21 protein-coding genes are annotated in these 21,774 nt (G+C 35.7%); 2 read left to right on the top strand and 19 right to left on the bottom strand.

Annotated features, from left to right (window positions below; genetic code table 11):
* The first annotated feature begins 26 nt into the window (after nucleotides 1-26).
* Nucleotides 27-692 carry a 2-hydroxy-3-keto-5-methylthiopentenyl-1-phosphate phosphatase gene (locus ACIQXJ_RS20120; protein ID WP_403056921.1) on the top strand — a complete coding sequence of 222 codons (666 nt, stop codon included), beginning with the start codon at nucleotides 27-29 and terminating at the stop codon, nucleotides 690-692.
* 56 nt (nucleotides 693-748) lie between these two features.
* Here ACIQXJ_RS20120 and zupT read toward each other — a convergent pair whose 3' ends face one another.
* The 8 genes from zupT to ACIQXJ_RS20080 form a co-directional block, all read right to left on the bottom strand.
* Nucleotides 749-1,558, bottom strand: coding sequence for a zinc transporter ZupT (gene zupT / locus ACIQXJ_RS20115; RefSeq protein WP_403056918.1), 810 nt, complete (start codon nucleotides 1,556-1,558; stop codon nucleotides 749-751).
* 360 nt (nucleotides 1,559-1,918) lie between these two features.
* On the bottom strand, nucleotides 1,919-2,524 hold the full coding sequence (locus tag ACIQXJ_RS20110) for a phosphatase PAP2 family protein (protein ID WP_403057070.1): 606 nt from the start codon (nucleotides 2,522-2,524) through the stop codon (nucleotides 1,919-1,921).
* A gap of 89 nt (nucleotides 2,525-2,613) precedes the next feature.
* Nucleotides 2,614-2,748: a hypothetical protein gene (locus tag ACIQXJ_RS20105; protein WP_340821996.1), complete on the bottom strand. Its 135-nt coding sequence runs from the start codon at nucleotides 2,746-2,748 to the stop codon at nucleotides 2,614-2,616.
* 37 nt (nucleotides 2,749-2,785) lie between these two features.
* Complete coding sequence (locus ACIQXJ_RS20100; protein WP_403056915.1) at nucleotides 2,786-3,685, bottom strand: hypothetical protein; 900 nt, start codon at nucleotides 3,683-3,685, stop codon at nucleotides 2,786-2,788.
* A 441-nt stretch (nucleotides 3,686-4,126) separates the two neighbouring features.
* Entirely contained in the window at nucleotides 4,127-4,741 is a 615-nt protein-coding gene (locus tag ACIQXJ_RS20095) for a response regulator (RefSeq protein ID WP_401013446.1), read from the bottom strand.
* Nucleotides 4,725-6,968, bottom strand: a complete 2,244-nt coding sequence (locus ACIQXJ_RS20090) for a sensor histidine kinase (protein WP_403057067.1) — start codon at nucleotides 6,966-6,968, stop codon at nucleotides 4,725-4,727. Before ACIQXJ_RS20090 ends, ACIQXJ_RS20095 begins: the two co-directional genes overlap by 17 nt.
* A gap of 47 nt (nucleotides 6,969-7,015) precedes the next feature.
* Nucleotides 7,016-7,174 carry a competence pheromone ComX gene (comX, locus tag ACIQXJ_RS20085; RefSeq protein ID WP_139860011.1) on the bottom strand — a complete coding sequence of 53 codons (159 nt, stop codon included), beginning with the start codon at nucleotides 7,172-7,174 and terminating at the stop codon, nucleotides 7,016-7,018.
* An 11-nt stretch (nucleotides 7,175-7,185) separates the two neighbouring features.
* Nucleotides 7,186-8,088, bottom strand: coding sequence for a polyprenyl synthetase family protein (locus ACIQXJ_RS20080; RefSeq protein ID WP_403056912.1), 903 nt, complete (start codon nucleotides 8,086-8,088; stop codon nucleotides 7,186-7,188).
* A 376-nt stretch (nucleotides 8,089-8,464) separates the two neighbouring features.
* Between ACIQXJ_RS20080 and ACIQXJ_RS20075 the strand changes: the two genes are divergently transcribed.
* Nucleotides 8,465-9,100 carry a hypothetical protein gene (locus ACIQXJ_RS20075; protein ID WP_403056909.1) on the top strand — a complete coding sequence of 212 codons (636 nt, stop codon included), beginning with the start codon at nucleotides 8,465-8,467 and terminating at the stop codon, nucleotides 9,098-9,100.
* A gap of 323 nt (nucleotides 9,101-9,423) precedes the next feature.
* On the opposite strand, the gene ACIQXJ_RS20070 is transcribed toward ACIQXJ_RS20075, so the two are convergent.
* From ACIQXJ_RS20070 to hflX, 11 genes are all read right to left on the bottom strand, one after another.
* Nucleotides 9,424-9,738 (bottom strand): antibiotic biosynthesis monooxygenase family protein, encoded by a 315-nt coding sequence (locus ACIQXJ_RS20070; RefSeq protein ID WP_403056906.1) that lies wholly within the window; start codon nucleotides 9,736-9,738, stop codon nucleotides 9,424-9,426.
* A 1-nt stretch (nucleotide 9,739) separates the two neighbouring features.
* Nucleotides 9,740-10,747, bottom strand: coding sequence for a siderophore ABC transporter substrate-binding protein (locus ACIQXJ_RS20065; RefSeq protein WP_403056902.1), 1,008 nt, complete (start codon nucleotides 10,745-10,747; stop codon nucleotides 9,740-9,742).
* A gap of 58 nt (nucleotides 10,748-10,805) precedes the next feature.
* Nucleotides 10,806-11,567 (bottom strand): iron ABC transporter ATP-binding protein, encoded by a 762-nt coding sequence (locus ACIQXJ_RS20060; RefSeq protein WP_401013065.1) that lies wholly within the window; start codon nucleotides 11,565-11,567, stop codon nucleotides 10,806-10,808.
* A complete protein-coding gene (locus ACIQXJ_RS20055) occupies nucleotides 11,564-12,517 on the bottom strand; it encodes an iron chelate uptake ABC transporter family permease subunit (RefSeq protein ID WP_403056899.1) in 954 nt (317 codons plus the stop codon). The genes ACIQXJ_RS20060 and ACIQXJ_RS20055 overlap by 4 nt, the downstream gene beginning before the upstream one ends.
* Nucleotides 12,510-13,460: an ABC transporter permease gene (locus tag ACIQXJ_RS20050; protein ID WP_401013068.1), complete on the bottom strand. Its 951-nt coding sequence runs from the start codon at nucleotides 13,458-13,460 to the stop codon at nucleotides 12,510-12,512. The genes ACIQXJ_RS20055 and ACIQXJ_RS20050 overlap by 8 nt, the downstream gene beginning before the upstream one ends.
* 285 nt (nucleotides 13,461-13,745) lie before the next feature.
* Nucleotides 13,746-14,801, bottom strand: coding sequence for a YkvI family membrane protein (locus ACIQXJ_RS20045; protein ID WP_403056896.1), 1,056 nt, complete (start codon nucleotides 14,799-14,801; stop codon nucleotides 13,746-13,748).
* 73 nt (nucleotides 14,802-14,874) lie between these two features.
* Nucleotides 14,875-15,984, bottom strand: a complete 1,110-nt coding sequence (gene menC, locus ACIQXJ_RS20040; RefSeq protein ID WP_403056893.1) for an o-succinylbenzoate synthase — start codon at nucleotides 15,982-15,984, stop codon at nucleotides 14,875-14,877.
* 21 nt (nucleotides 15,985-16,005) lie between these two features.
* The gene (locus tag ACIQXJ_RS20035) at nucleotides 16,006-16,830 is read right to left on the bottom strand and encodes a GNAT family N-acetyltransferase (RefSeq protein WP_403056890.1); all 825 of its coding nucleotides are present in this window, start codon (nucleotides 16,828-16,830) and stop codon (nucleotides 16,006-16,008) included.
* A 15-nt stretch (nucleotides 16,831-16,845) separates the two neighbouring features.
* Nucleotides 16,846-17,973: a M20 peptidase aminoacylase family protein gene (locus tag ACIQXJ_RS20030; RefSeq protein ID WP_403056887.1), complete on the bottom strand. Its 1,128-nt coding sequence runs from the start codon at nucleotides 17,971-17,973 to the stop codon at nucleotides 16,846-16,848.
* Nucleotides 17,974-18,408: 435 nt separating this feature from the next.
* Nucleotides 18,409-19,896 (bottom strand): peptide MFS transporter, encoded by a 1,488-nt coding sequence (locus ACIQXJ_RS20025; protein WP_403056884.1) that lies wholly within the window; start codon nucleotides 19,894-19,896, stop codon nucleotides 18,409-18,411.
* Between the two features lie 378 nt (nucleotides 19,897-20,274).
* Nucleotides 20,275-21,561 carry a GTPase HflX gene (hflX, locus tag ACIQXJ_RS20020; RefSeq protein WP_403056881.1) on the bottom strand — a complete coding sequence of 429 codons (1,287 nt, stop codon included), beginning with the start codon at nucleotides 21,559-21,561 and terminating at the stop codon, nucleotides 20,275-20,277.
* Between the last annotated feature and the right edge of the window lie 213 nt (nucleotides 21,562-21,774).

Here is a 21,774-nt window from a genome sequence, read left to right as displayed (position 1 = left end):
CGTTTTTTCTTGAAGGAGGAAATACAGTGAAACCCATTATATTCTGCGATTTTGATGGCACTATTACAGAAACAGATAATATTGTCTCTCTAATGACGCATTTCGTTCCTGAGCAATCTGAGAAAATTGCAAAGGCAATGATGGCTCAAACAATTAGCTTTAAAGAAGGTATTACTGCTATGTTTGATCTTTTATCGACTAACCAAAAAGATGATATCATTCAATATTTGATGGAGACCGCTGTGATCCGTGAGGGCTTTAGCGAATTTGTCCGCTATGCACAGGAGCACGACATTCCATTTTACATTGTGAGTGGCGGTGTAGATTTTTTCATTCAACCATTGCTTGAAAGATTCGGCCCCTTCTCAGGAATTTATTGCAATAGTGCTGACTTTTCTGGAGAGCAAATTACTGTTGTCTATCCTCATAGCTGCGATGAGCAATGTGCAAAATTTTCAACACAAAGTTGTGGTTGTTGCAAGCCAACCGTCATGCGAGAAATGGCACAGCACGATCAATTTAAAATCGTTATCGGTGACTCTATTTCCGATTTTGAAGCTGCTAAACAAGCAGATTTAGTATTAGCTAGGGAGCAATTAATTGATCGCTGTAAAGATTTACATATCCCCTATAAGCCTTTTAACACTTTTTATGACTGCTTAGAGACAGTTAAAGAATTAATAGAAGCATAATAAAAGGAATCTAGCCGATAAGACTAGATTCCTTTTTTAAATAGCAAGTTAAGCATTTACGCTAATAATACTAAGCTAACAGCCATCACTGCCATTCCAGCAACTAAACCATACATTGATAAATGTGTTTCATCGTACCTCTGTGCGGCTGGTAGTAGCTCATCTAATGATATAAATACCATTATTCCTGCCACACCTGCAAATACAATACCGAACATGACATCCGATAAAAACGGCATTAATAGCAAATAAGCTACTAGCGCACCAACAGGCTCTGCTAACCCCGATAAAAAGGAAAGTTTAAATGCTTTTCTACGATTTCCTGTAGCAAAATAAATAGGAACGGAGACAGCAATTCCTTCAGGGATATTATGAATGGCTACAGCAATTGCAATCGCAATACCGACATTCGGGTCATTCATAGCAGACATAAATGTTGCTATGCCTTCAGGAAAATTGTGAATTCCTATTGCAAGTGCAGTGAATACGCCCATTTTCATTAAGTGGCTTTCATCTACCTGTGGTTTAATAGCATTAACATCTTCCACAAGCTTTACTTCATGAGGATTAGTCGATTTCGGAATAAACTTATCAATCAAAGCTATAAATAACATTCCGCCAAAGAAACCCGCTATCGTCATCCAATAACCATTAGTTGTACCTAAGGCATTGGTTAATGCATCCTTTGCTTTCACAAAAATTTCTACAAGTGACACATAAATCATAACCCCCGCCGAAAAACCAAGAGCTATTGATAAAAATTTAGTATTAGTTCTTGAGGTAAAAAATGCAATTAAACTTCCTACTCCTGTTGCAAGTCCAGCAAAAAGGGTTAACCCTAAAGCAAATAAAATTTGTCCTTCCAATTCCTTCTTCCTTTTCTCTTTTTTTTATTGTACTCATCTTAGCTTAAAAGTTTCCTATAAGCAATTCTTTTTTGTAAGGAAAATATTTAATGGATGTCCCATAAAAATTTTCATAAAAAAGCAGCACCTTGAATAGGTACTGCAGACAAATGGATAATGTGGGCTATCTAAAGCGTAAAAATCCACTTCGCTTTCCGCGCAGGGCATTTTGTAAGACGCAACCGTCGCTGTCGCGGTGCCTGTTGCGTCTTACTTCTAGTGCTGTTCCTGCAGGAGTCTTCGTGGATTTTTATCTTAGCTATATTTAAATAACCTGCTAGCAATGCTATAAGAATTCAGAATTGTTTGGGTGACTGGCACTTAGTTTTTGGGTTTAAACAGTCGCTTACGTCGTTCATACCAAAGAACGCAAATGATGAACCATGTGTAACCTATACTCCACCCAGCTAGCACATCGGAGGCAAAATGACGCGCTCCTGCTACTCGTGATAGACCAATAAGAATTGTTAGCACAATTGCACCTATCCATAGCTGTATTTGGCGTGCCTTAGTGTTATTTTCAGATAATAAATAGGCAACAGTAAATAAATACAGTATGCCCGACATAGCATGTCCGGATGGAAAACTGAATGATATTAATTGATCTTCTATATCAGGGCGCGGACGTTGCACCCATTTTTTCAACATTTGGTTTAACACATTCCCTACGGCAAATGTTAACACTACAAATAACATGCCTCGGTAATTTTTCGCTCTCCATGCTAAATATAAAATTAATATAATAGCGATCCCGACTACAAATTTCGGCTCACCAATATAATGAAAAATCTCTATATACCGATTGCCAAACAGTATTTCTGCCACTTTTTTATCGAAACTTAAAATCATGTCACTCTGGTATGTTACGCGTAACGCAAAAAATACAATAAGTGTTAAAATCGCTAATGGATATGACCATTTTTTTATCAAAATTTCACCTCAAAGCACATTCATGCAATGTTTTTTCACATCATACCATAATTAGGTGAACTTGAGGAAAATATACGACATCTGATTTATAGCATAAAAATGTACTTAATTATATTAGCTAATATAATGGATTCTTCATTCGGCTTATTAAAGTAATTTGAAAGCGCTAATGCTACGATAAATAAAATAGCAACGATAGGTAGTATTTTTCTAAACAACATCAACACTCCCTCACCTTTTATTCTTCCATAGTTCACACTATTTCAATAATACAGGGTCGAATAACCAATCTTTCGGTCCGAAGTTTCGATCCTTTTCCCCTCTAACTTCTCGAGAAATATGATTATTAATAATTAAGTCTCTAAACTTTCTACTGAATATTGTTTTTCTGTAAAGATAGCTGCCATCATGACTCCACTCTGAAGAATAGAATACATCTCCATTTAAATTCATAATATCCTTAGCATCGTAAATATCAGGGCCTAGAATTACACCACTTAACCCACATTTGCAAGGTGGCTGCTCAGTTGCAAAATACAGCTTTATTCTTTCAGCATTACTAAACGGTAGCATTTGTGTAGGTATTATTTGATATGCAGGTTGCTTCCCTACTTCTGATCCACTATGAATTACTTCTAGAAGTTCATAGCCTTCAATATTTGCTTGTTTCATTAATGCTACTAATTCTTCAGAGGCCACCCAGTATCCACTCACATGGACTAAATGACGATCTTTCATTTGCGAAGTATCAATAACTAATGGTGAAAGTTGCTCTTTTTCCATAAGCCCACAATGCTTACAATATGTACTTATTGAAAATAAAGTGCCTCGATCATCTAAAAACATTTCTGGCGAGTTGCCCGTTGAGTTTAACGTAAATAATGGCGTTTGTTCGTATTCGCTGTCTGAAAAGTCAAAATAGAAACGTTCCCCAATAGATACAATGCCCAACTCATGTTCCAACGATTTATATAATGCTGCCACCTGCTCATACGTCACATCTTCATTTAAAGTAAAAATAGGATTAAAAGATGCCTTCAAATTTCTTTTTCTGATTTCAGGCGCACCTACATAAATACCGTAGCGATTATAAACTTTAATGACTTGATCTTGGTTAGATTCATCTATAGAGATTAAATTTTCAAGTTCTACTTTCAAATTATACGCCTACCTTTATTAAAGTTTTTTCGTGAGTATGCTGTCTAGCTAGTAACATCCTTAAAAAATCTACTACATTTTCTACTATATAATTAAATAGTTAAACTGCTTATTTCAACGATATATTCTCTTAAACTATTACTCACTATGGAAAAAATTACTTAACCTCGATTAATCTAAGCGTACCAGTACTTATACCACCATTTCAATGTTGGGTTTACGCCAGTTTTTTGGCGGACTTCGCTATTTTTTTGGCGTGATTTGGCGGTCACGAAAAAAACACCGCCAAAAAGTGGCGGTGTCCATTCGATTTTATAGGCATTTAGTTATATAACAAAAAGAAATTGTCCTGATTAATATTATAGTGTCTTTACACCATCTAAATACTATCCTTTTATAGAAAAATATAACAATTAACTTTCATACTAGCATATAGCTATGCTATAGTAAATTCATTCGTTCAGCAAGATTTACTGCTTCTGTTCGCGAATCTACATTTAGCAAGGAAAACAGTTGTGTTAAATATCTCTCAGTTGTTCGTTGAGGAATGTTTAATTCTATAGCTATCGCTTTATTTGTATGCCCTTCAGCAATCAATCTCAAAATTTTCTTTTCTTTTTCATTTAAATGTATATCGAGCTTAGCATCTTGTAATTTAAATCGATTATCTAGAAAGTCTAAGAAATTTTTTGGCAAAACAATTTCTCCATTTGCAATCGCACGAACCGTCCGTAAGATCTGCTCTTTAGAAGCCGTCTTGGCTAAAATCCCCTCTATTTTCTTTTCTAAAATTAGTGGGTAATAATCTGTAATGTCATCCCCCGTATAAAGGATTATCGAAGCATCTATTTGTATAGCTTTAATATTTCTCGCTAAATGAATGCCATTTTCTAAAGGCATATTGATATCAATTAGATAAATATCATATGGCTTGTCCTTAATTTTTGGTATTACAGAAGTTGCATCACTCTCTGTATCAACTAAAATGTCTTCATTCTCTTTAAATAAATTTTTCGTTCCCTCTAACACAATAGGATGATCATCCACTATGAGCATCGTTATCAAGTGTTTCACTTCCTTCTTTTACTTTAATTCTAATAGACATCCCTTCATTAAGTTGAGTATCAATGTAAAAGTGTCCATCAAATGCTTTTACACGCTCTTGCATACCACGGATTCCCATCGATTCAGCAACAATAATATCATTAACATTACAACCTACTCCATCATCCCTATAGATGATTTCAAATCCATTGTCCATTTCCTTGAGGTAAATTTCAACTGTTGACGCATAGGAATGTTTCAAAGCATTATTGAGTAATTCTTGAAATAGACGATAAATCATTAAATTCATTCGTTCATCCTCTAAATAAAGGCGGTCTATTGTATAAAGTAATAAAAAGTTAGCTCTTTCTGTTACTTTTCGAATGAGCTTTTCTAATGCAGCATTCAGCCCTAATGTGTCTAATAATGGGGGCTTTAGATTCTCGCAATATGCTCTTAAATCATGTAAAGATGCAACCATTTGTTTATGAATCTTGACAAGTTTTTGTTGGATTTCTGTAGTATCCTTTGCATTTATTAAAACATCTACTTCACGAGCAATATGGAGTTGCTCTTGTAAATTAGTATCATGCAACTCTTGAGCTAATTGATATTTCTCCTCTTCAAACCTTAGCCATAACAGCTTATTTAGCCAAGGTAATTGACCTTCATCTGCTTGCTTCATATGCTTTAGTTCCTCTAACAGTTCTTCCACCATTTTTGTATTTTCAATAAAGTTATTTACATATAACAGGAGCAATTCGAGCCATAAAAGCTCTTCATCTTTTAAATGAATTGAATTATTATGCCCCAATACTAAGGCTCTTTTGTAATGAGCATCTTGATGGAGGAAAGCTAGATAGACTTTGTCAATTTTCCGTATTTCTCCTAATTTCAAATCTTCCATTAGTATAGGATTTATCGGAACCTTTCCCTCAACCATTGAAGTAAACTGATTTGTGTCATAGTCATAGGTTAATACAAATACATGCTCAAGCTCTAGGTGCAGCGAAACTTCCTGAGCAAACTTTTCTAGAAGCTCGTCTAATTTAATCGTCTTACCAATTCTATCTACAGCAGTATATAACTGATGTATATAATCCCCTTTAGTAGAAAACAAAATTTTTCGCTTGCGATAATCTACCTTTTCTTTTATGTAGAAAAGAACAATTAACGATAAAAAAGTAAATAACGAAACACCTGACATAATAGTCATAGTTAAAAATTTTCCCGCTATCCAATACAAACCAAAAGTAAACCATGCAGTAAAAATTACAGAAAATATGACATAGTAACGAAGCCTTGTAATATGATACTCAATGTCAAATAATCGTTCCGTTAGTTGTGTAAAAATAAAACTAAAAGGAATCAATAATAAAAATAAAGCACTGATTTCGGCGGAAAGCACGGGATGATGAAAAAGAATATTTGGAAGTGCATAGAGAAATAGGAATGGAAGAAATGGAATCATTACACTATTCAATAAAATTTTTAACTGAGGTGATTTATATTTAAAATAACTAAACAATAAAATAATAAGTATTAAAATAAGTAAAATTAAAAAAGTAGCTAAAACAACATAAGAAAGAAAGTTATGCAAATTATTATTAATAATGCCAACATAACTAAGTAACACCGCCATTATAGGCAATAAATAAAATAATTTAATATTGTTAAAAAGTAACCAATTAGCTTTTAAAAATGAATAATAGTTTCTTAAAAAATGTAACAGTAACACTAAACATAACAACATACTACCTCGATTGGCCATAATTCCTATGATGTCGAGACTACCAGATGCACCAATACTCACATATGCCAAGGAAACAGTTAGCATAAATAAAATGAGCAATCTTAAAAGCGAGTTGTTTTTTTGTTTATAATGCAAATAACATACAACAAATAAGGTAAGAAAATAGTAACATGCAGGGATTAACAATATATAATAAAACCGTTCCGAAAAATCTAAACCACTTGGTTTAATATTAATTATTTCTCCGTTAGACTTTAATATTGTTAGTGAATTTGCAGCCCTAATTGTAAAATCATACTTAATATAAGAAATATCTTCAATTTCAATATTATCTACTTTTAATACAATATCCCCTGCAGATATTTTCTGACCATCCACTATTTGATCATGTGAATGCTCTATTACCCAGTTTCCCTTTTCCTCTATCAAATCTATACCCAAATAAGGCTTGCTATAAGGAACATATAGCAGGTAGACACCTAGCATTATGTAAACACTTATAGCAAGCATAAACCATTTTTGATTATATAAATTTAATTCCAAATAGGGTCTCTTAAGCATAGTACATCTTCGAATGAGTCAAGTATTGCCTGTTGTTCAATTGCAGAAACACCAATTAATGCAACTTTTTGCTCTTTTAACAGTGGTACTAGTGCTGGGTTTTCTTCTAGATACTGAATTACATTAATCATAAAATCTCTCCTCATTTCATTAGTTTTATTAGGTATTCTTTACCTAACTTGTTTATAGCAACTTTTTCAAGATTATTCAATGCTTTTATCTTATAGAGATTTTTAATTGCAACCGCATAACGTATTGCACCACTATTTGTCAACTCAATTTCTGTAACATTATTATCCAAAAATGTAACTATATCTTTATTATAATAGTTTATCACAGATTTTGATACACTATTTTTTTGTGCCATTAGATAAATAATTGGCAATGAATACTTTCTGTTTAAAAGATCATTTTTAGGTCCCCAAGTTTGTAAATCTAGAATATCATTTTTAATTTGTTGGATAATACCTATGTATTTCCCGTACTCCTCTATTTCAGCAGTCACCCTCCCTTTTGCAAGTGCCTCACCAATGACACAACTCATTGCTGTAAGTGACCCTGATTTTTGGTCAATCATTTGTAAGTAGGATTGCTCATCTCGACAAGCATTAAGTACATCTAACTGCTGACCACTAATACTACGTAAAGCATATTGTTCAAGTAAACGAATGGCTATATCTTTATGTTCAAAAGAAGTGTCATGTATTGCTCTAGATGACATTACGAGCAAGGCAAGTGCTGCATTTAAAGAAAGTTCAGGTGTTTTGCTCCAAATATAGTCTGTATCCTTATCCTGCAAATCATCAATAATATCATAGGACAAAATTAGAAGTTCGATAGCTGCAGCAACTTTATATATATCTTCATTCAAACAATCAACAAATGCTTCATAATGCCAAAAACAGAGTTTACCAAATGAATAGCCCATTGCTTTCTTTTCTGCTTTAAAACTTTTAAGCATTGTCTTTAATTCATCACCTAGCACCAAATCATTTTCAATCAGACTGTCTAATGAATCATTAATACGTCCATCTATATCACCCAATAGTCCTCTACTCCCCTAAACATATTGTTAAATATTATACATATTAATGGGAATTAATTCTAGACTTTATGTGTTAAATGAATCACTCTTATTTTCTATTAATCATTATTATAAATACATAAATACCGCCAAAAAATGGCGGTATTCATAGATAGCACGCCATTTTTTTGCTAAGAAATAGTAAAAAAATGGCGGTGTCCCAAAGGTGACCGCCAGTTTTTGGCGTTAACTGACCATTGAAATGGCGTCCTGACTGATGTTACGCTTAAGATAAGTAAAATTTATTAGTATTGTATGTGACTCAATTTCCAATTTAAGCCTTATGATATTTTAAAGTTCTCTATAAAATATTCTCCAACATTAAGGAGTGATTGAAATGACTAATGGAGTAAATGACAACGTGTTAATACTTACAGAAACTTTTTCCTGTACAATTTCTGTCTCTGCAGAAGAAATTACTATTAAAAAGCCTTCTAATGAACAACAATCTATTGAACAATTGATCATTCAAGCTGAACAACGAGCTTATCAAGAAGCTTTAGCAGAGTATAAACATAAGTCTTCTATTTCCTTCATTTGTGATATTCCTGGATTTGAAGATACTTTTCAGCAAAAACTAGACACATATATGGCGCAACATGACATTGTAAAAGTACCAGAAAAAGATTTACCATTATTGTCTTTAGTGAGCCCTTTTACATCTGGTTTGAATATCCATACACCGATGCTCTATAAAACTTCACAATACTGCATTGTTTATGCTAGAGGAACGCAGAATGGTCAAAACAGCAGTAATGTCGTTGAATTAAGCAGCTTTAAAGACTCACCAACTGATTTCCAAAATATAAATCATAATACCTCTTCAAAAATGGTTCATACAGTTACAGAGGAATATGACGCCTATCAGTACTATCCAACCAATATTACAGGATTATTCATTAATAATAGCGGCATCTCCTTCAACATTAACTCAGCATTTAATATTTGGAGCAAAGCTTCCATTAAACATTAAGCAGATATTTTACGTTATGCACAGCTTTAGGTGCTACTTAATTTAAATGAAATTTATTGTTTACCTCAAAATTCACCCTTCTATGTGTGGCGAGGTGTGGCGCAATTTAACTAAAAACTCCTTGCCTTCCGTCCCATCATTTCCTAAAATAATCCTTAACACCAATCCAACAAAAATACTTAGACTTCTAATCAATCAATCGACTATCTCCTAAGTTAATTCCTAACTGTTCAAACCCCAATCGCATTATGTTGCACTATTTAAGAAGTTAGATAACAAAAAAAGAGGTGCCACAATTAACTTGTGAGACACCTCTGATTTTATTAACCTTTTACATAGTAAACATCTTGTCCGCTTTCGATGATATAGTCAGGTTTAGGCTTACCAGCATTAGCTTTATGACCAGCAATATGCTCAGGGCTCTTCTCCCAATTTTTCCATGCTTCTTCTGATTCCCAACGAACCATAATTAGCACTTCTTCATCTCCACGGCGTACTTTTTTTACAAGGATTTGCTTATCGATAAATCCTGGTTGCTGTTCAAGTAATGATGGGCCGTCTTTTTTAGCTCCAAATCGTTCAACAACCTTATCTCCGTTGCCCTCTGTTACGACCATACGTTTAATTTGTACAAACATATTAGTTAAACGCCTTTAAAATATCTTCAGCTTTTGCAGTTTCTGATTGTAAACCGCCACCAGATAGGTACCAATATTCTGGATCAAGGTAATAAATTTTGCCGTTTTTAGCAGCGTTAGTAGCACCAACGATTTCGTTTTCAATAGCAGCTTTAGTACCAGACTCACCTTCTGGGTTAACGGCAGCGTCACGGTCAACTACGAATAAAATATCTGGGTTTGTGTCACGTACATATTCGAATGAAGCGTTAGCACCATGTGTAGAAGCTTCAATTTTATCATCTGCAGCTTTTACGCCAAATACGTCATGAATAACACCGAAACGTGAACCCGGACCATATGCAGATAATGAACCTTCATTCCCTAAAACGATTAATGCTTTGTCTTCAGATGAAGCAGTTTTCGCTTTAAGCTCTTCTACTTTTGCTTCGTATGCAGCGAATGCGTCAGCAGCTTCTTTTTCTTTATTAAAAATTTTACCAGCTAATTCAGTATTTGTTTTAAATGATTCCATGAAATTATTATTATCTACACCAACGAATACAGTAGGCGCAATTTTAGATAATTCTGCGTATGCAGACGCTTGACGACCAGAGATGAAAATGATGTCTGGGCTCATAGAAGAGATTGCTTCAAAGTCAGGCTCTTTTAAAGAACCAACATTTACGTAAGTAGTGTCAGCATATTTGCTTAAATAATTAGGTACTGATTGTTGTGGAACCCCTGCAACTTCAACGCCTAAAGCATCTAAAGTATCAAGGAAACCATAGTCAAATACAACAACATTTTTTGGTTGTTCTTTTAATGTTACATCTTCAAAAGTATTTTCACCAGATGTGCTACCTGGGATTGTAATTGGGTAAGCAGAAGCAGCTTCATTTTGCTCTTCAGCAGGCTTATTATCCGTTGAACCTTTATCATCTTCTTTTGATTCTTCTTTAGAACCACAAGCAGCTAATACTAAAAGCATCATTGCCATTAATACAGTAAGTAATTTCCAATTTTTCATTGTGAAATCTCCTTTAATTGTTTTTATATTTTTAGATAGTAATGACTATCTATTGTTACTAAGAGTTAAAATACACACAAATGCGACAACCATTTTGCTCTTGTACAGGGATATCCATATCATAGATTTCCTTTAGCGCATCTGAGTTAATAATGTCATTAGTAGGACCGTCTTTTACAACACGTCCATTTTTTAAAGCGACGATATGATCAGAATATACGGATGCAAAGTTAATATCATGTAAAACAATGACAACCGTTTTTCCTAGCTCATCCACCAACTTGCGCAGTATTTTCATGATTTGCACGGAATGCTTCATGTCTAAATTGTTGAGTGGCTCGTCTAGTAAAATATAGTCTGTATCTTGTGCAATGACCATTGCAATAAATGCCCGTTGACGCTGACCACCTGATAATTCATCCAGATAACTATGCTGAATATCCGCTAAATTCATATATTGTATTGCCTCATCTACTTTTTGCTCGTCCTCTGGTTTTAGATTTCCTTTTGAATAAGGAAAACGACCAAAGGAAACAAGTTCACGTATTGTTAGGCGCACATTCATGTAATTTGACTGCTTTAAAATCGATACGCGTTTTGCAAAGTCATCAGATTTCCATCGACGCACGTCTGACTTATCGAGTAATACTTCACCAGTGTCTGCATTAAGTAAACGGCTTACCATTGAAAGCAGTGTTGATTTACCTGCACCATTTGGTCCAATAAAGGACGTAATTTTACCTGGCGCAACGTCTACACTAACATCTTGAATGACCGGCTTTTTCCCAAAAAACTTAGAAATTTCTTTTACTTGGATCATCCTGCTGACCTACTTTCCTTCAATAATAGGTAGATGAAATACACACCACCTATAAAGTTTATAATAACGCTTAGTGTTGTATCGAAATTGAAAATTCGCTCGACCATCCACTGACCACCGACTAAAGCAACAATACTCATCACACAAGAACCTGCAATTAACACAGAATGCTTGTACGTCTTGAAAAACTGATACGATAAATTCGCTACGATTAAGCCAAAGAATGTAATTGGACCAACAAGAGCTGTAGAAACGGCGATTAATATTGAAGATAATATGAGCATGCGTTGTACAAGCTTATCATAAGGTACTCCAAGATTTATCGCTGTATCACGACCGAGTGACATAACATCAAGTTGACTCATATGACGCCAGCCATATATAAAAGTACCTACAATTACAAGCCCTGCTAACCATACTAAATCTGAATTCACATTATTAAAGCTTGCAAACATTTTACTTTGTAAGCTTAAGAACTCATTAGGATCAATTAATACTTGGAAGAATGTTGTGACACTTCCCAAAAACGTTCCGACAATCATACCGACTAGCAGCAAGAAGTAAATCGGACGTTTACCTTCTTTAAACAATACTCGATAAAATATTAACGCGAAGATAACCATTGCTGAAACAGCTAGTAAAAAATTGTATTGCGCATTAATAACAAATATTGACATCGAGCCAAAGAAGTAATAAATAATTGTTTGCACCATCATGTATAAAGCATCCAGCCCCATAACACTTGGTGTTAATATACGATTATGTGTAATTGTTTGGAAAACTACTGTTGAATATGCAATGGCAATTCCCGTTAATGTCATCGCTACTACTTTAATAAGGCGACGTGGGAATGCATAATGATAGTTCCCATTAAGTGCATAAAAGACGTACAGTAACATAGCGACTACTGCTAGTCCAATTAATATCAACATTTTGGTACGGTTACGCATATGCTCTCCCCCTAAATAACATAATTAGAAAGATTGCACTTCCGATGACGCCGACCGTCATACTAATCGGAATTTCATAAGGGAAAATCAACACGCGCCCTAAAATATCACAGAATAATAGGAACGACATACCGAGTAAAGCCGTGTGTGGTAATGTCTTTGCAAGGTTATCCCCTTTGAATAGCGATATAATATTTGGAATAATTAAACCAAGAAACGGAATCACACCCACTGTTAGTACCACCGTAGTTGTCACTAGTGCTACTAACACTAAACCTAAATTCACAACGAATTTGTAGGAAAGACCAAGATTTTTTGCAAAATCCTCACCCATTCCAGCCACTGTGAAACGGTTTGCATAAATGTAAGCTAAAATTAGAACAGGTACACTTATGTATAAAAGCTCATAACGACCTTTCATTATCAATGAGAAATCTCCTTGTAACCATGCGGAAATGTTTTGGATAATATCAGCCTTATACGCAAAGAATGTCGTAATAGAAGATAGGATATTTCCGAACATTAAGCCAATAAGCGGTATAAAAATCGCATCTTTGAACTTTATTCGATTTAATATTTGCATAAATATTAAAGTGCCGGCTAAAGCAAATATGAAAGCAAAGGAAATTTTTTGAAAGTACGTGACGTTTGTAAAAAACATCATTGAAATTAGTACACCTAATTTCGTAGCATCTAAAGTTCCTGCTGTAGTTGGTGACACGAACTTATTCCTACTTAAGCTTTGCATAATTAAACCAGCAATACTCATACCTGCACCTGCTAACAAAATTGCCACAAGTCTTGGTATACGACTAATTAAAAATAGTCTAGTTTCTTCTGATCCGAAGTCTAATAAGTCACTTGGTTTAATGTTTACTACACCAATGAATAGTGACACAATAGACAACACAACAGTTGCTGTTAAAAGATATCTTATTTTCATTGTAATCCCCGGTAGATTCATTATTGAGTGTAATTAATAATCAGCTGAAAATGATTATCATTACTCACGATTCTCATTATAAGCATCTTTTTATTATCAGTCAACCTACTATTGAGAATTGTTCTCGCTTTATTTAGAAATACTTAAAAACTATGATTTTTCAACAAAAACACCGACAAAATGAGATGTTTTTCTTTCGAAAGCAGTGCTCTATTTCCTCTGAAATTTCTAGTAAAATAAAAAGGTAATTGAGAATGACATAGCTTGCCCTTCTCAATCACCTTATTAAGCTACTCTTCTTATTCCTCGTAGCCATGCAAAAATTATGGACGCTACTAAAATAAAGCCTAAATAGCCCATTACTGAATATAATTTCGATACGAGTGTCGTAAAGCCCACTAGGCTAGCAAAAAAGCCTAGAACGCCCATAAAAATGACAGCAGCCTTAAAGCTTGGCTTTGTTGGTTTAAAAAACCGTACCGTAAAAGAATAAAACATTCCTACCGCTGTATTGTAGATCATTCCTAATAATGAAAATGACATTAATAAACCTACTATTGGATGAATTTCATTTGCTAATGCGAGCATTGGAATATCCATTCCAACAATAACGTTCATTTTAGCGAGAAGTGAAAAATGTATAAGTAAAATGAGCGCGCCTAATATTAGTCCCCCGATAATTCCACCCATGCCTGCAATTCGTTCATTACGAATAGCGCCACACATCACCGTGAGGAGAGAGAAGCAAACGCCGATATTAAAAGACATATATAGCAAAGCCGTTACCCACCAGCTTTTTGAGGATGTTTGTAATTGTTGTTCAGCAATAACTGCTTGCTCTGCAAATGATAGATCCATCGTAGCTATTGAATAGACGGCAATAATCGTTACAACAGCTAACAAATAAGGCGTCGCAATGGCAATAATATTAATAATACTTTTTACATTCATCATAACTGTCATCATGGTAAGGACAATCATACAAATGCTCCCTAGCCATACTGGTAGTCCAAACATTTGCTCGAAGGTGGCGCCTGCTCCTGCAAACATAATGACCGACACACCAAACAAAAAAAGCGATAGAACAAAGTCCATTATAAAGCCGATAGTTTTACCTGAAATTTGATAAATCAAATCCTTATGAGACGTTGTCCGCAGCCTTGAACTAATTTGCGCTGTACACATTCCCACAAAGGCAAACCAGAGTGTCGCTAAAAGAGCACCTAATATCCCCTTATTGCCATAACTTGTGAAATACTGAATGATTTCTTGCCCTGATGCAAACCCAGCACCGACGATAATTCCTACATAAGCACCGCCGATTTGCAAGCTCTTTTTCAATCACTTCTCTCCTCGACTATTTATCCCGTACTGACAAACAGAAGGAGGAAAAGGCGGCCTCCATCTGTTAAAGCTACTCTGTATAGACTTTCTTGCTAATTGTTAATTTATCAATGACAGTCATATCCGGCTTATAGCCTATGCCAACGCTCTGAGGCACACGAATAACACCATCTTCTACTACGACCTCAGGCATAATAATATCCTCATACCAATAATGGCTTGATCCTGCTGTATCACCAGGTAATATAAAATTGGAGAGTGCTGTTAATGCGATATTATGCGCTCGTCCGATTCCCGCTTCCAACATGCCACCACACCAAACAGGAATATCATGCTCTTGACAATAGTCATGAATTTTCTTAGCCTCTGTTAAACCACCTACACGCCCAATTTTTATATTAATGACACCACAGCTACCTAACTCGATCGCTTTACGGGCATCTTCAAGTGATGTAATACTTTCATCTAAACATATTGGTGTTTCCAACTGCTTTTGAAGCTTAGCATGATCTATTATGTCGTCAGCTGCAAGTGGTTGCTCAATCATTAGAAGGTTAAATGCATCCAACTGTTGTAGCACTTTTATATCTTTTAATGTATACGCTGAGTTTGCATCTGCCATTAATGGCAAATCAGGAAATGTAGCACGGATAGCTCGAATTACTTCGACATCGTACCCAGGTTTTATCTTTACCTTTACTCGTTTATAACCCTTTTCTACATAGACCTTTATCACATCTAAAAGTTTTTCAGTGCTAGCTTGAATTCCTAAACTAATTCCTACATCAATATAATCTTTGCTTCCACCTAACGCATGGGCAAGGGACTGTTTCGTTTGCTGGGCATAAATGTCCCACACAGCCCCTTCAATAGATGCTTTGGCCATACAATTACGCCGAATAGGAGCAAACAAGGCACTAACCTCATCTGGATGCGACAGCTCTTTATGTAGCAAGGTAGGCATTAAAAAGTCCTCTAACATATGCCATGTCGTCTTTAATGTCTCCTCTGTGTACCATGGTGCTACAAAAGCAACTGTCTCTCCCCATCCAATCGTTCCAGACGCATCCCTCGCCTCTAAAAGCAATAGCTCTTTTTCACTCACAGTACCAAAACTTGTTGTGAATGGCGCCTTCATAGGCATTTTTAAATGTCTTATTGTAATTTCTTCTATTCTCACAAAATTCACTCCTTAGCTTTATTATAAAGCCAATAAAGAGCGTCTGACTAACAGATAAAAATGAATATATTCTTTTTGCTTTTTCACCCGAACAATTGCATATTCTTGATCAAAAAAAGTAGTTAATATTGTACGAATCTTATAACGCCAGTCCTCTGCCAGTTTCGGACTTTCCACTTTCATCTTTTGTAAATACTGTGGAATTGGGACTAAATAAGCGTCCTTATAAAATCTTTGGTTACTTTGAAACTCACTATCTTTATCGAGCACAGGTAATCCATCAACCGTCAATGACCACGACACTACTTGTTCTGCCGCTTCTTCCAGCTCATCCAAACTATCATCTGCATGCTTGCGCTCAACCCACCACTCTACTGCAATGCGGTCTGAGGGCAGTCCATCATTAAAATCATCTTGCAACGGACCGTAATAATCTATTTCATACTGATTGCTAAATGCACCTAGCTTTAAAAATGATAAATTTGCCAAACGCGCTTCTAACGGATCAATTAGCCAGCGGACAAGCTGAAACCCATTCTCGCGCGCATATTCTTGCTGGGCATGCTTCAATAACTCTCCTACACCTTGTTCACGATATGTTTTTTCGACGCCAATCATGTGTGAGTGTAGATACATTTTTCCTTCGCGGTAACCTACAAAGCAGTAATTAAACCCAATTAGTCGACCTTCTAAATACGCACCAAGTAGTAATCCGCCATTTTGAACAGCCGCTAGCATTTGATGTGAGGGAATTGCCTGACTTCCCCAAATTTCAACATTTAAGAATTGCACCTCAGCAATTTCCTCAGGTGTCATCATTTTTTTAATAGAAACGTTTTCTAACATTATCTGATGCCTCCTTTATGTTTCGAGTTCTAATGCTCCTAATACAGCGTTTGTAAGAATTTCCACTCCGGTTACAAGTCTTGCCTGCTTAAATTTCATTTTCGGATGGTGTAGTCCTGGTGTTAATCCGCAGCCTAGTCCAAGCATCGTCGATTTTAAATGTGGACGTTGAACTGCATAATGGTGAAAGTCTTCTCCTCCTGGTGTATGCACAGGTTTTCGTAAATTAGATAATCCCGCTGCCTTTACAATGGCTTGCTCCATAACATATTGAGCAGTTGTGTCTACCTCCGCTGCCACAATATTAGCAACTGTACGTAACTCAATTTGCACTTTATGCAAAATTTTCGAAGAATCAATTACACGTTTAACACCTTGAGCGAGTGTATCCATTACATCATTTCGTTGTGCTCTTATATCAATCGTGAAGGCTGCTCTTCCTGGAATAATATTACCTGACTCACCCCCGGCTTGAAATTTTGTCATCTTAACGGATACAGGCACCATAGGATCTGTATGTATGGTGCGTAAATCTTCTATAATTGTTGCACCTACTTCAATTGCATTTACACCAAGGTGCGGTCTTGCTGCATGTGCATCCTCACCGATGATTTCACCTTCGAGTAAACGAGATGCTCCATGAAATAAAGCTGCACAATATGTGCCGTCCTCAAGCTCATGTACGGGTCTTAAATGGACTCCAAATAAAAAATCTAAATCATCAATAACGCCCTCTTTTAGAACGGCTAATGCACCTGTCCCTTTTTCTTCAGCCGGTTGGAAAATAACACGAATTGTGCCTTTGTATGATTGAGACTGCTCTTTCAAAAGTAAAAGAGCACCGATTGCCATTGTCATATGTCCGTCATGACCACAAGAATGATTTGCTTTAAACTCACCATCTACTTCTTGCCATAATGCATCAATATCCGTTCGTAAACCTACTTTTGGGTTTCCATCACCAATATCAACATACAGCCCTGTGCTATTTTTAAAGCGTTGTGGTGAAAATCCTTCACGCGTCAGTAAATCAAAAATATAATTTGTTGTTTCTACCTCTTGCCAGCTTATTTCTGGATTCGCATGTAAATACGTAAAAATCTCCATTAATCTTGGCCTCAAACGATCCAATGCTTCTTTCATGACAACCACCTCCTTAAAAATGTTACTAGTAAGATTATTATAACTAAAAACAGCTCTATTCGACAGAAAATTAAATTATCTTCTAGCTAATAGACTACACAAGAGACAAAAAAGATGCAGGGACATTACTCTAAAGTTTTAAAAGCAAGGCAAAGGTGTATGTAAATTTGCTATTTATTATGAAGAGAAACTTAGCTACCTTTCTTTTGCAAGAGATAAAATTTAGCAGATAATAATAGTTGATGGTAGCGGAGGCGGTGACTCCTGCGGGAACGCACGCATAGTAAGACGCAACAAACCGCGCGTTAGCGAGGGTTGCGACTTACGGTGTGCCCGCGGAAAGCAACCGCCGTAGCGGACATCAACGGCATAGAAAAAAGTGTTAGATTGACTGCAGTCAATCTAACACTTTTTTCTTTTGTCTAGCCTCTTTAACTAATTAATACCACGCATCGCTTTAGAAATAATAGGTGAAAGTACTAATAAGAGTATGCCAATAAGAATTGACAATGATCCTAAGAATCCGAAATACGTGAATTCGCTTACAACTTCATATACCTTTACTAGCTGAGCGTTAATCGCTTGAGCCGCAGCACTCGTTAAGAACCATAGTGACATTGTTTGTGCAGCAAAAGCTTGTGGGGCTAACTTCGTTGTTGCAGACAGACCTACTGGAGACAATAATAATTCCCCAACTACAACTAAGAAGAATGATAATACTAACCACAATGGACTTACTAAAGCTTGTCCACCTGAAAGATGTGCAGGAATCATCATTACTAAAAATGATAGTCCGGCAAAGAATAGTGAATAAGAAAACTTACGTGGTGTCGATGGTTGCTTATCGCCCCATTTTAACCATAGCATCGCAAATAATGGAGACATGGTAATAACGAATAATGGGTTTAGCGATTGGAACCAAGACGATTCCAGACGAAAACCACCTATGTTTAATTGTGTACGCTCATCTGCATACGTTGCTAAAATTGTTGCACCTTGTTCTTGAATTGCCCAGAACATAACCGCTGCTAAAAACAATGGAATGTATGCAAGAAGGCGAGATTTCTCATCTTTTGTCGTTTTCTTACTACGATACATATAAATAAAGAACGCTGCTGGTATTAACACACCAAGAGCAGTAATAATTAAGCTAAAGACATCCATTGTTAGTACACCAGTTTTAATACCAATGCCACCTAAAACAATAATGATTAATGCTACAATACCGAATTGCGTAAAGACTTTTTTACGTTCCTCCGGTTTTAACGGGTTATTTACTTGTAAGCCCGCTAAGCCTAAATATTTTTTCTCTGTTACTTTAAAAACAATTAATCCGACTAGCATACCAACTGCTGCTAAACTGAAGCCTAAATGGAAACTATACTTTTGTCCAATTGTTCCGACAATAAACGGCGCAATGAATGCACCCATATTAATACCCATATAGAAAATCGAGAATCCTGCATCACGACGGCTATCTGTTTCAGCATAAATATCCCCTACAATACTTGAGACATTCGGTTTTAATAAACCAGTACCGATAACAATAAACGCCATAGAAGCAAATAACATTGTTACACCGCCAGGGAATGCTAGCAGTAAGTGGCCAATCATAATTAACACGCCACCATAAAAAATCGTTTTACGTGTCCCTAAAAGTCGATCGGCTATCCAGCCACCAATAATACCTGACATATAAACAAGCGAACCATAGATAGCCATAATTGAATTCGCTGTACCGCGATCAAGACCTAATCCGCCTTCATTTAATTCATAATACATGAAGAAGATTAGAATCGCTCGCATACCGTAGTATGAAAAACGCTCCCAAAATTCTGTGAAAAATAATGTAAAGAGCCCTCTAGGGTGTCCGACAAATCCATTTTGAGGGACAGATTTTACAATTTCATCTTTAGTAGACATACAATTTCCTCTCCCACTTTCATTATTCCTTAAAAATATTGTTCCCCATTGATAAGGATAAAAAACTATGTTTCATCATACTAAAGCGTTTTTATTACTTTCGCAAGAGTTTTAAAAAATGTTGAAAATTTGTCATTTTTCTTTATATTCAGACTGATTAAATAATATTTTATTAAATATATTGAAATATCTACGTTTTCTCACTCTTCCCTATCCTCTATAAATAGTTTTTAAATTTAAAGTTAGAAAATAATGAATAGTAAGATATTTAAACTAAATAAAAAATCAACAGCCATGATTGCTGTTGATTTTTCAAACAATGCTATTCAACTTGATAACCGTAACTGCAAACTAATCCACACATTAATTATCTTATTGCTATTTAACAACGAAATGTTGATATTTTGCGTAATCCGCTTCTTTTGCTTCAAGGTTTAGTAATGTGCCATTTTCTTCATATGCCGTTTCATAAATCGTTGCATTTTCATTTAAATAAGAAACTACATTGCCCTGCTCATATGGGATAAGCATTTTACATGTGACATAATCAGAAAAAATGTGCTGTCGTATAATTTGTAATAGTTCATCTAAACCATTACCCTGCTTTGCAGAAATCCAAATATTATCCCCACTAATGACAGGATACGGAACATTTGCTAAGTCTGCTTTGTTATAGACATATATAGTAGGGATTCCTTCAACACCAACCGCCTTTAACGTTTCGTTTGTAACATCCATCATAAAACCATGCTCTGCATTTGAGACATCCACAACATGAAGCAATAGATCAGCATCACGTGCTTCTTCTAGTGTCGAGCGAAACGCCTTTACTAGATGATGCGGCAATTTACTAACAAAGCCGACTGTATCTGTTAATAAAAATGACTTCTTATCATGTAATTCAATATAACGGACAGACGTTTCAAGTGTTGCAAACAGCATATCCTTTTCAAATACTTGTTTGTGATCTTCTTGACCAATTTTAGCGAGTAGTTGGTTCATAATTGTCGATTTGCCGGCATTCGTATATCCTACAATGGACACCACAGGTACGGCATTTTTCCGACGTTGTTTCCGTTGCGTCTCTCGCTGCTCCTTCACTTGCTCTAGCTCTTTCTTGATTTTTGAAATCTGATCTTCAATTTTACGACGATCTAGCTCAAGTTTCGTTTCACCGGCTCCACGGTTTTTAAAACCGCCTCCAGTGCCACCGCCTTGTCGGCTTAACGAAGCATGCAATCCGACTAATCGAGGTAGCATATATTGAAGTTGCGCCAACTCTACTTGCATTTGCGCTTCACGTGTTTTTGCACGGCGGCCAAAAATATCTAAAATTAACATCGTTCGATCGATTACTTTCGTCTCTAAATCACGCTCTAAATTACGGATTTGTGAAGGTGATAATTCATCATTAAAAATCACCAGATTGGCTTGTGCTTCTTCATAAAAGGTTTTTATCTCTTCGATTTTACCTGTGCCAACATAATGTGAAGGTGTGACACGCTCTAAATTTTGTGTAACTACGCCTAAGACTTCCACATTTAATGCTTCAGCTAAATTTGTTAACTCTTCCATAGAATACTCAAAATGCTTATCATTGCGTAAATTTACGCCAACAAGAATAGCCTTTTCTAGTAAAACATCTACTTCTTTCAATTTTTCCACTCACAATCCTCCCACCAACGCCTTGGTGACGCTACAGCAAATTTTCTTCATCTTACCATATAATGCCCGAATCTGTGTCTTTTAGTCGAGTTCTTTTAATTCCACCAAAGCGCTATTTATTTAATAAAATCACTTTAGCGTTGAATTTTAATTGCTAAAAACAAATGCGCCCTAAAATTGGGCGCATTCGAACTGTAGATAAACTCTTTTTAT

Source organism: Lysinibacillus sp. NPDC097868 (assembly GCF_044761135.1).
Classification (GTDB): Bacteria; Bacillota; Bacilli; order Bacillales_A; family Planococcaceae; genus Lysinibacillus.
This window is presented reverse-complemented; position numbering and strand designations above follow the sequence as displayed.

Excerpts from the sequence above, each read along its gene's own strand:
- ACIQXJ_RS20105 (WP_340821996.1), bottom strand. The coding sequence starts at position 2,748 with ATGTTGTTTAGAAAAATACTACCTATCGTTGCTATTTTATTTATCGTA.
- ACIQXJ_RS20095 (WP_401013446.1), bottom strand. The coding sequence starts at position 4,741 with ATGCTCATAGTGGATGATCATCCTATTGTGTTAGAGGGAACGAAAAAT.
- ACIQXJ_RS20090 (WP_403057067.1), bottom strand. The coding sequence starts at position 6,968 with ATGCTAGGTGTCTACCTGCTATATGTTCCTTATAGCAAGCCTTATTTG.
- comX (WP_139860011.1), bottom strand. The coding sequence starts at position 7,174 with ATGATTAATGTAATTCAGTATCTAGAAGAAAACCCAGCACTAGTACCA.
- ACIQXJ_RS20075 (WP_403056909.1), top strand. The coding sequence starts at position 8,465 with ATGACTAATGGAGTAAATGACAACGTGTTAATACTTACAGAAACTTTT.
- ACIQXJ_RS20070 (WP_403056906.1), bottom strand. The coding sequence starts at position 9,738 with ATGTTTGTACAAATTAAACGTATGGTCGTAACAGAGGGCAACGGAGAT.
- ACIQXJ_RS20065 (WP_403056902.1), bottom strand. The coding sequence starts at position 10,747 with ATGAAAAATTGGAAATTACTTACTGTATTAATGGCAATGATGCTTTTA.
- ACIQXJ_RS20060 (WP_401013065.1), bottom strand. The coding sequence starts at position 11,567 with ATGATCCAAGTAAAAGAAATTTCTAAGTTTTTTGGGAAAAAGCCGGTC.
- ACIQXJ_RS20055 (WP_403056899.1), bottom strand. The coding sequence starts at position 12,517 with ATGCGTAACCGTACCAAAATGTTGATATTAATTGGACTAGCAGTAGTC.
- ACIQXJ_RS20050 (WP_401013068.1), bottom strand. The coding sequence starts at position 13,460 with ATGAAAATAAGATATCTTTTAACAGCAACTGTTGTGTTGTCTATTGTG.
- ACIQXJ_RS20035 (WP_403056890.1), bottom strand. The coding sequence starts at position 16,830 with ATGTTAGAAAACGTTTCTATTAAAAAAATGATGACACCTGAGGAAATT.
- ACIQXJ_RS20030 (WP_403056887.1), bottom strand. The coding sequence starts at position 17,973 with ATGAAAGAAGCATTGGATCGTTTGAGGCCAAGATTAATGGAGATTTTT.
- ACIQXJ_RS20025 (WP_403056884.1), bottom strand. The coding sequence starts at position 19,896 with ATGTCTACTAAAGATGAAATTGTAAAATCTGTCCCTCAAAATGGATTT.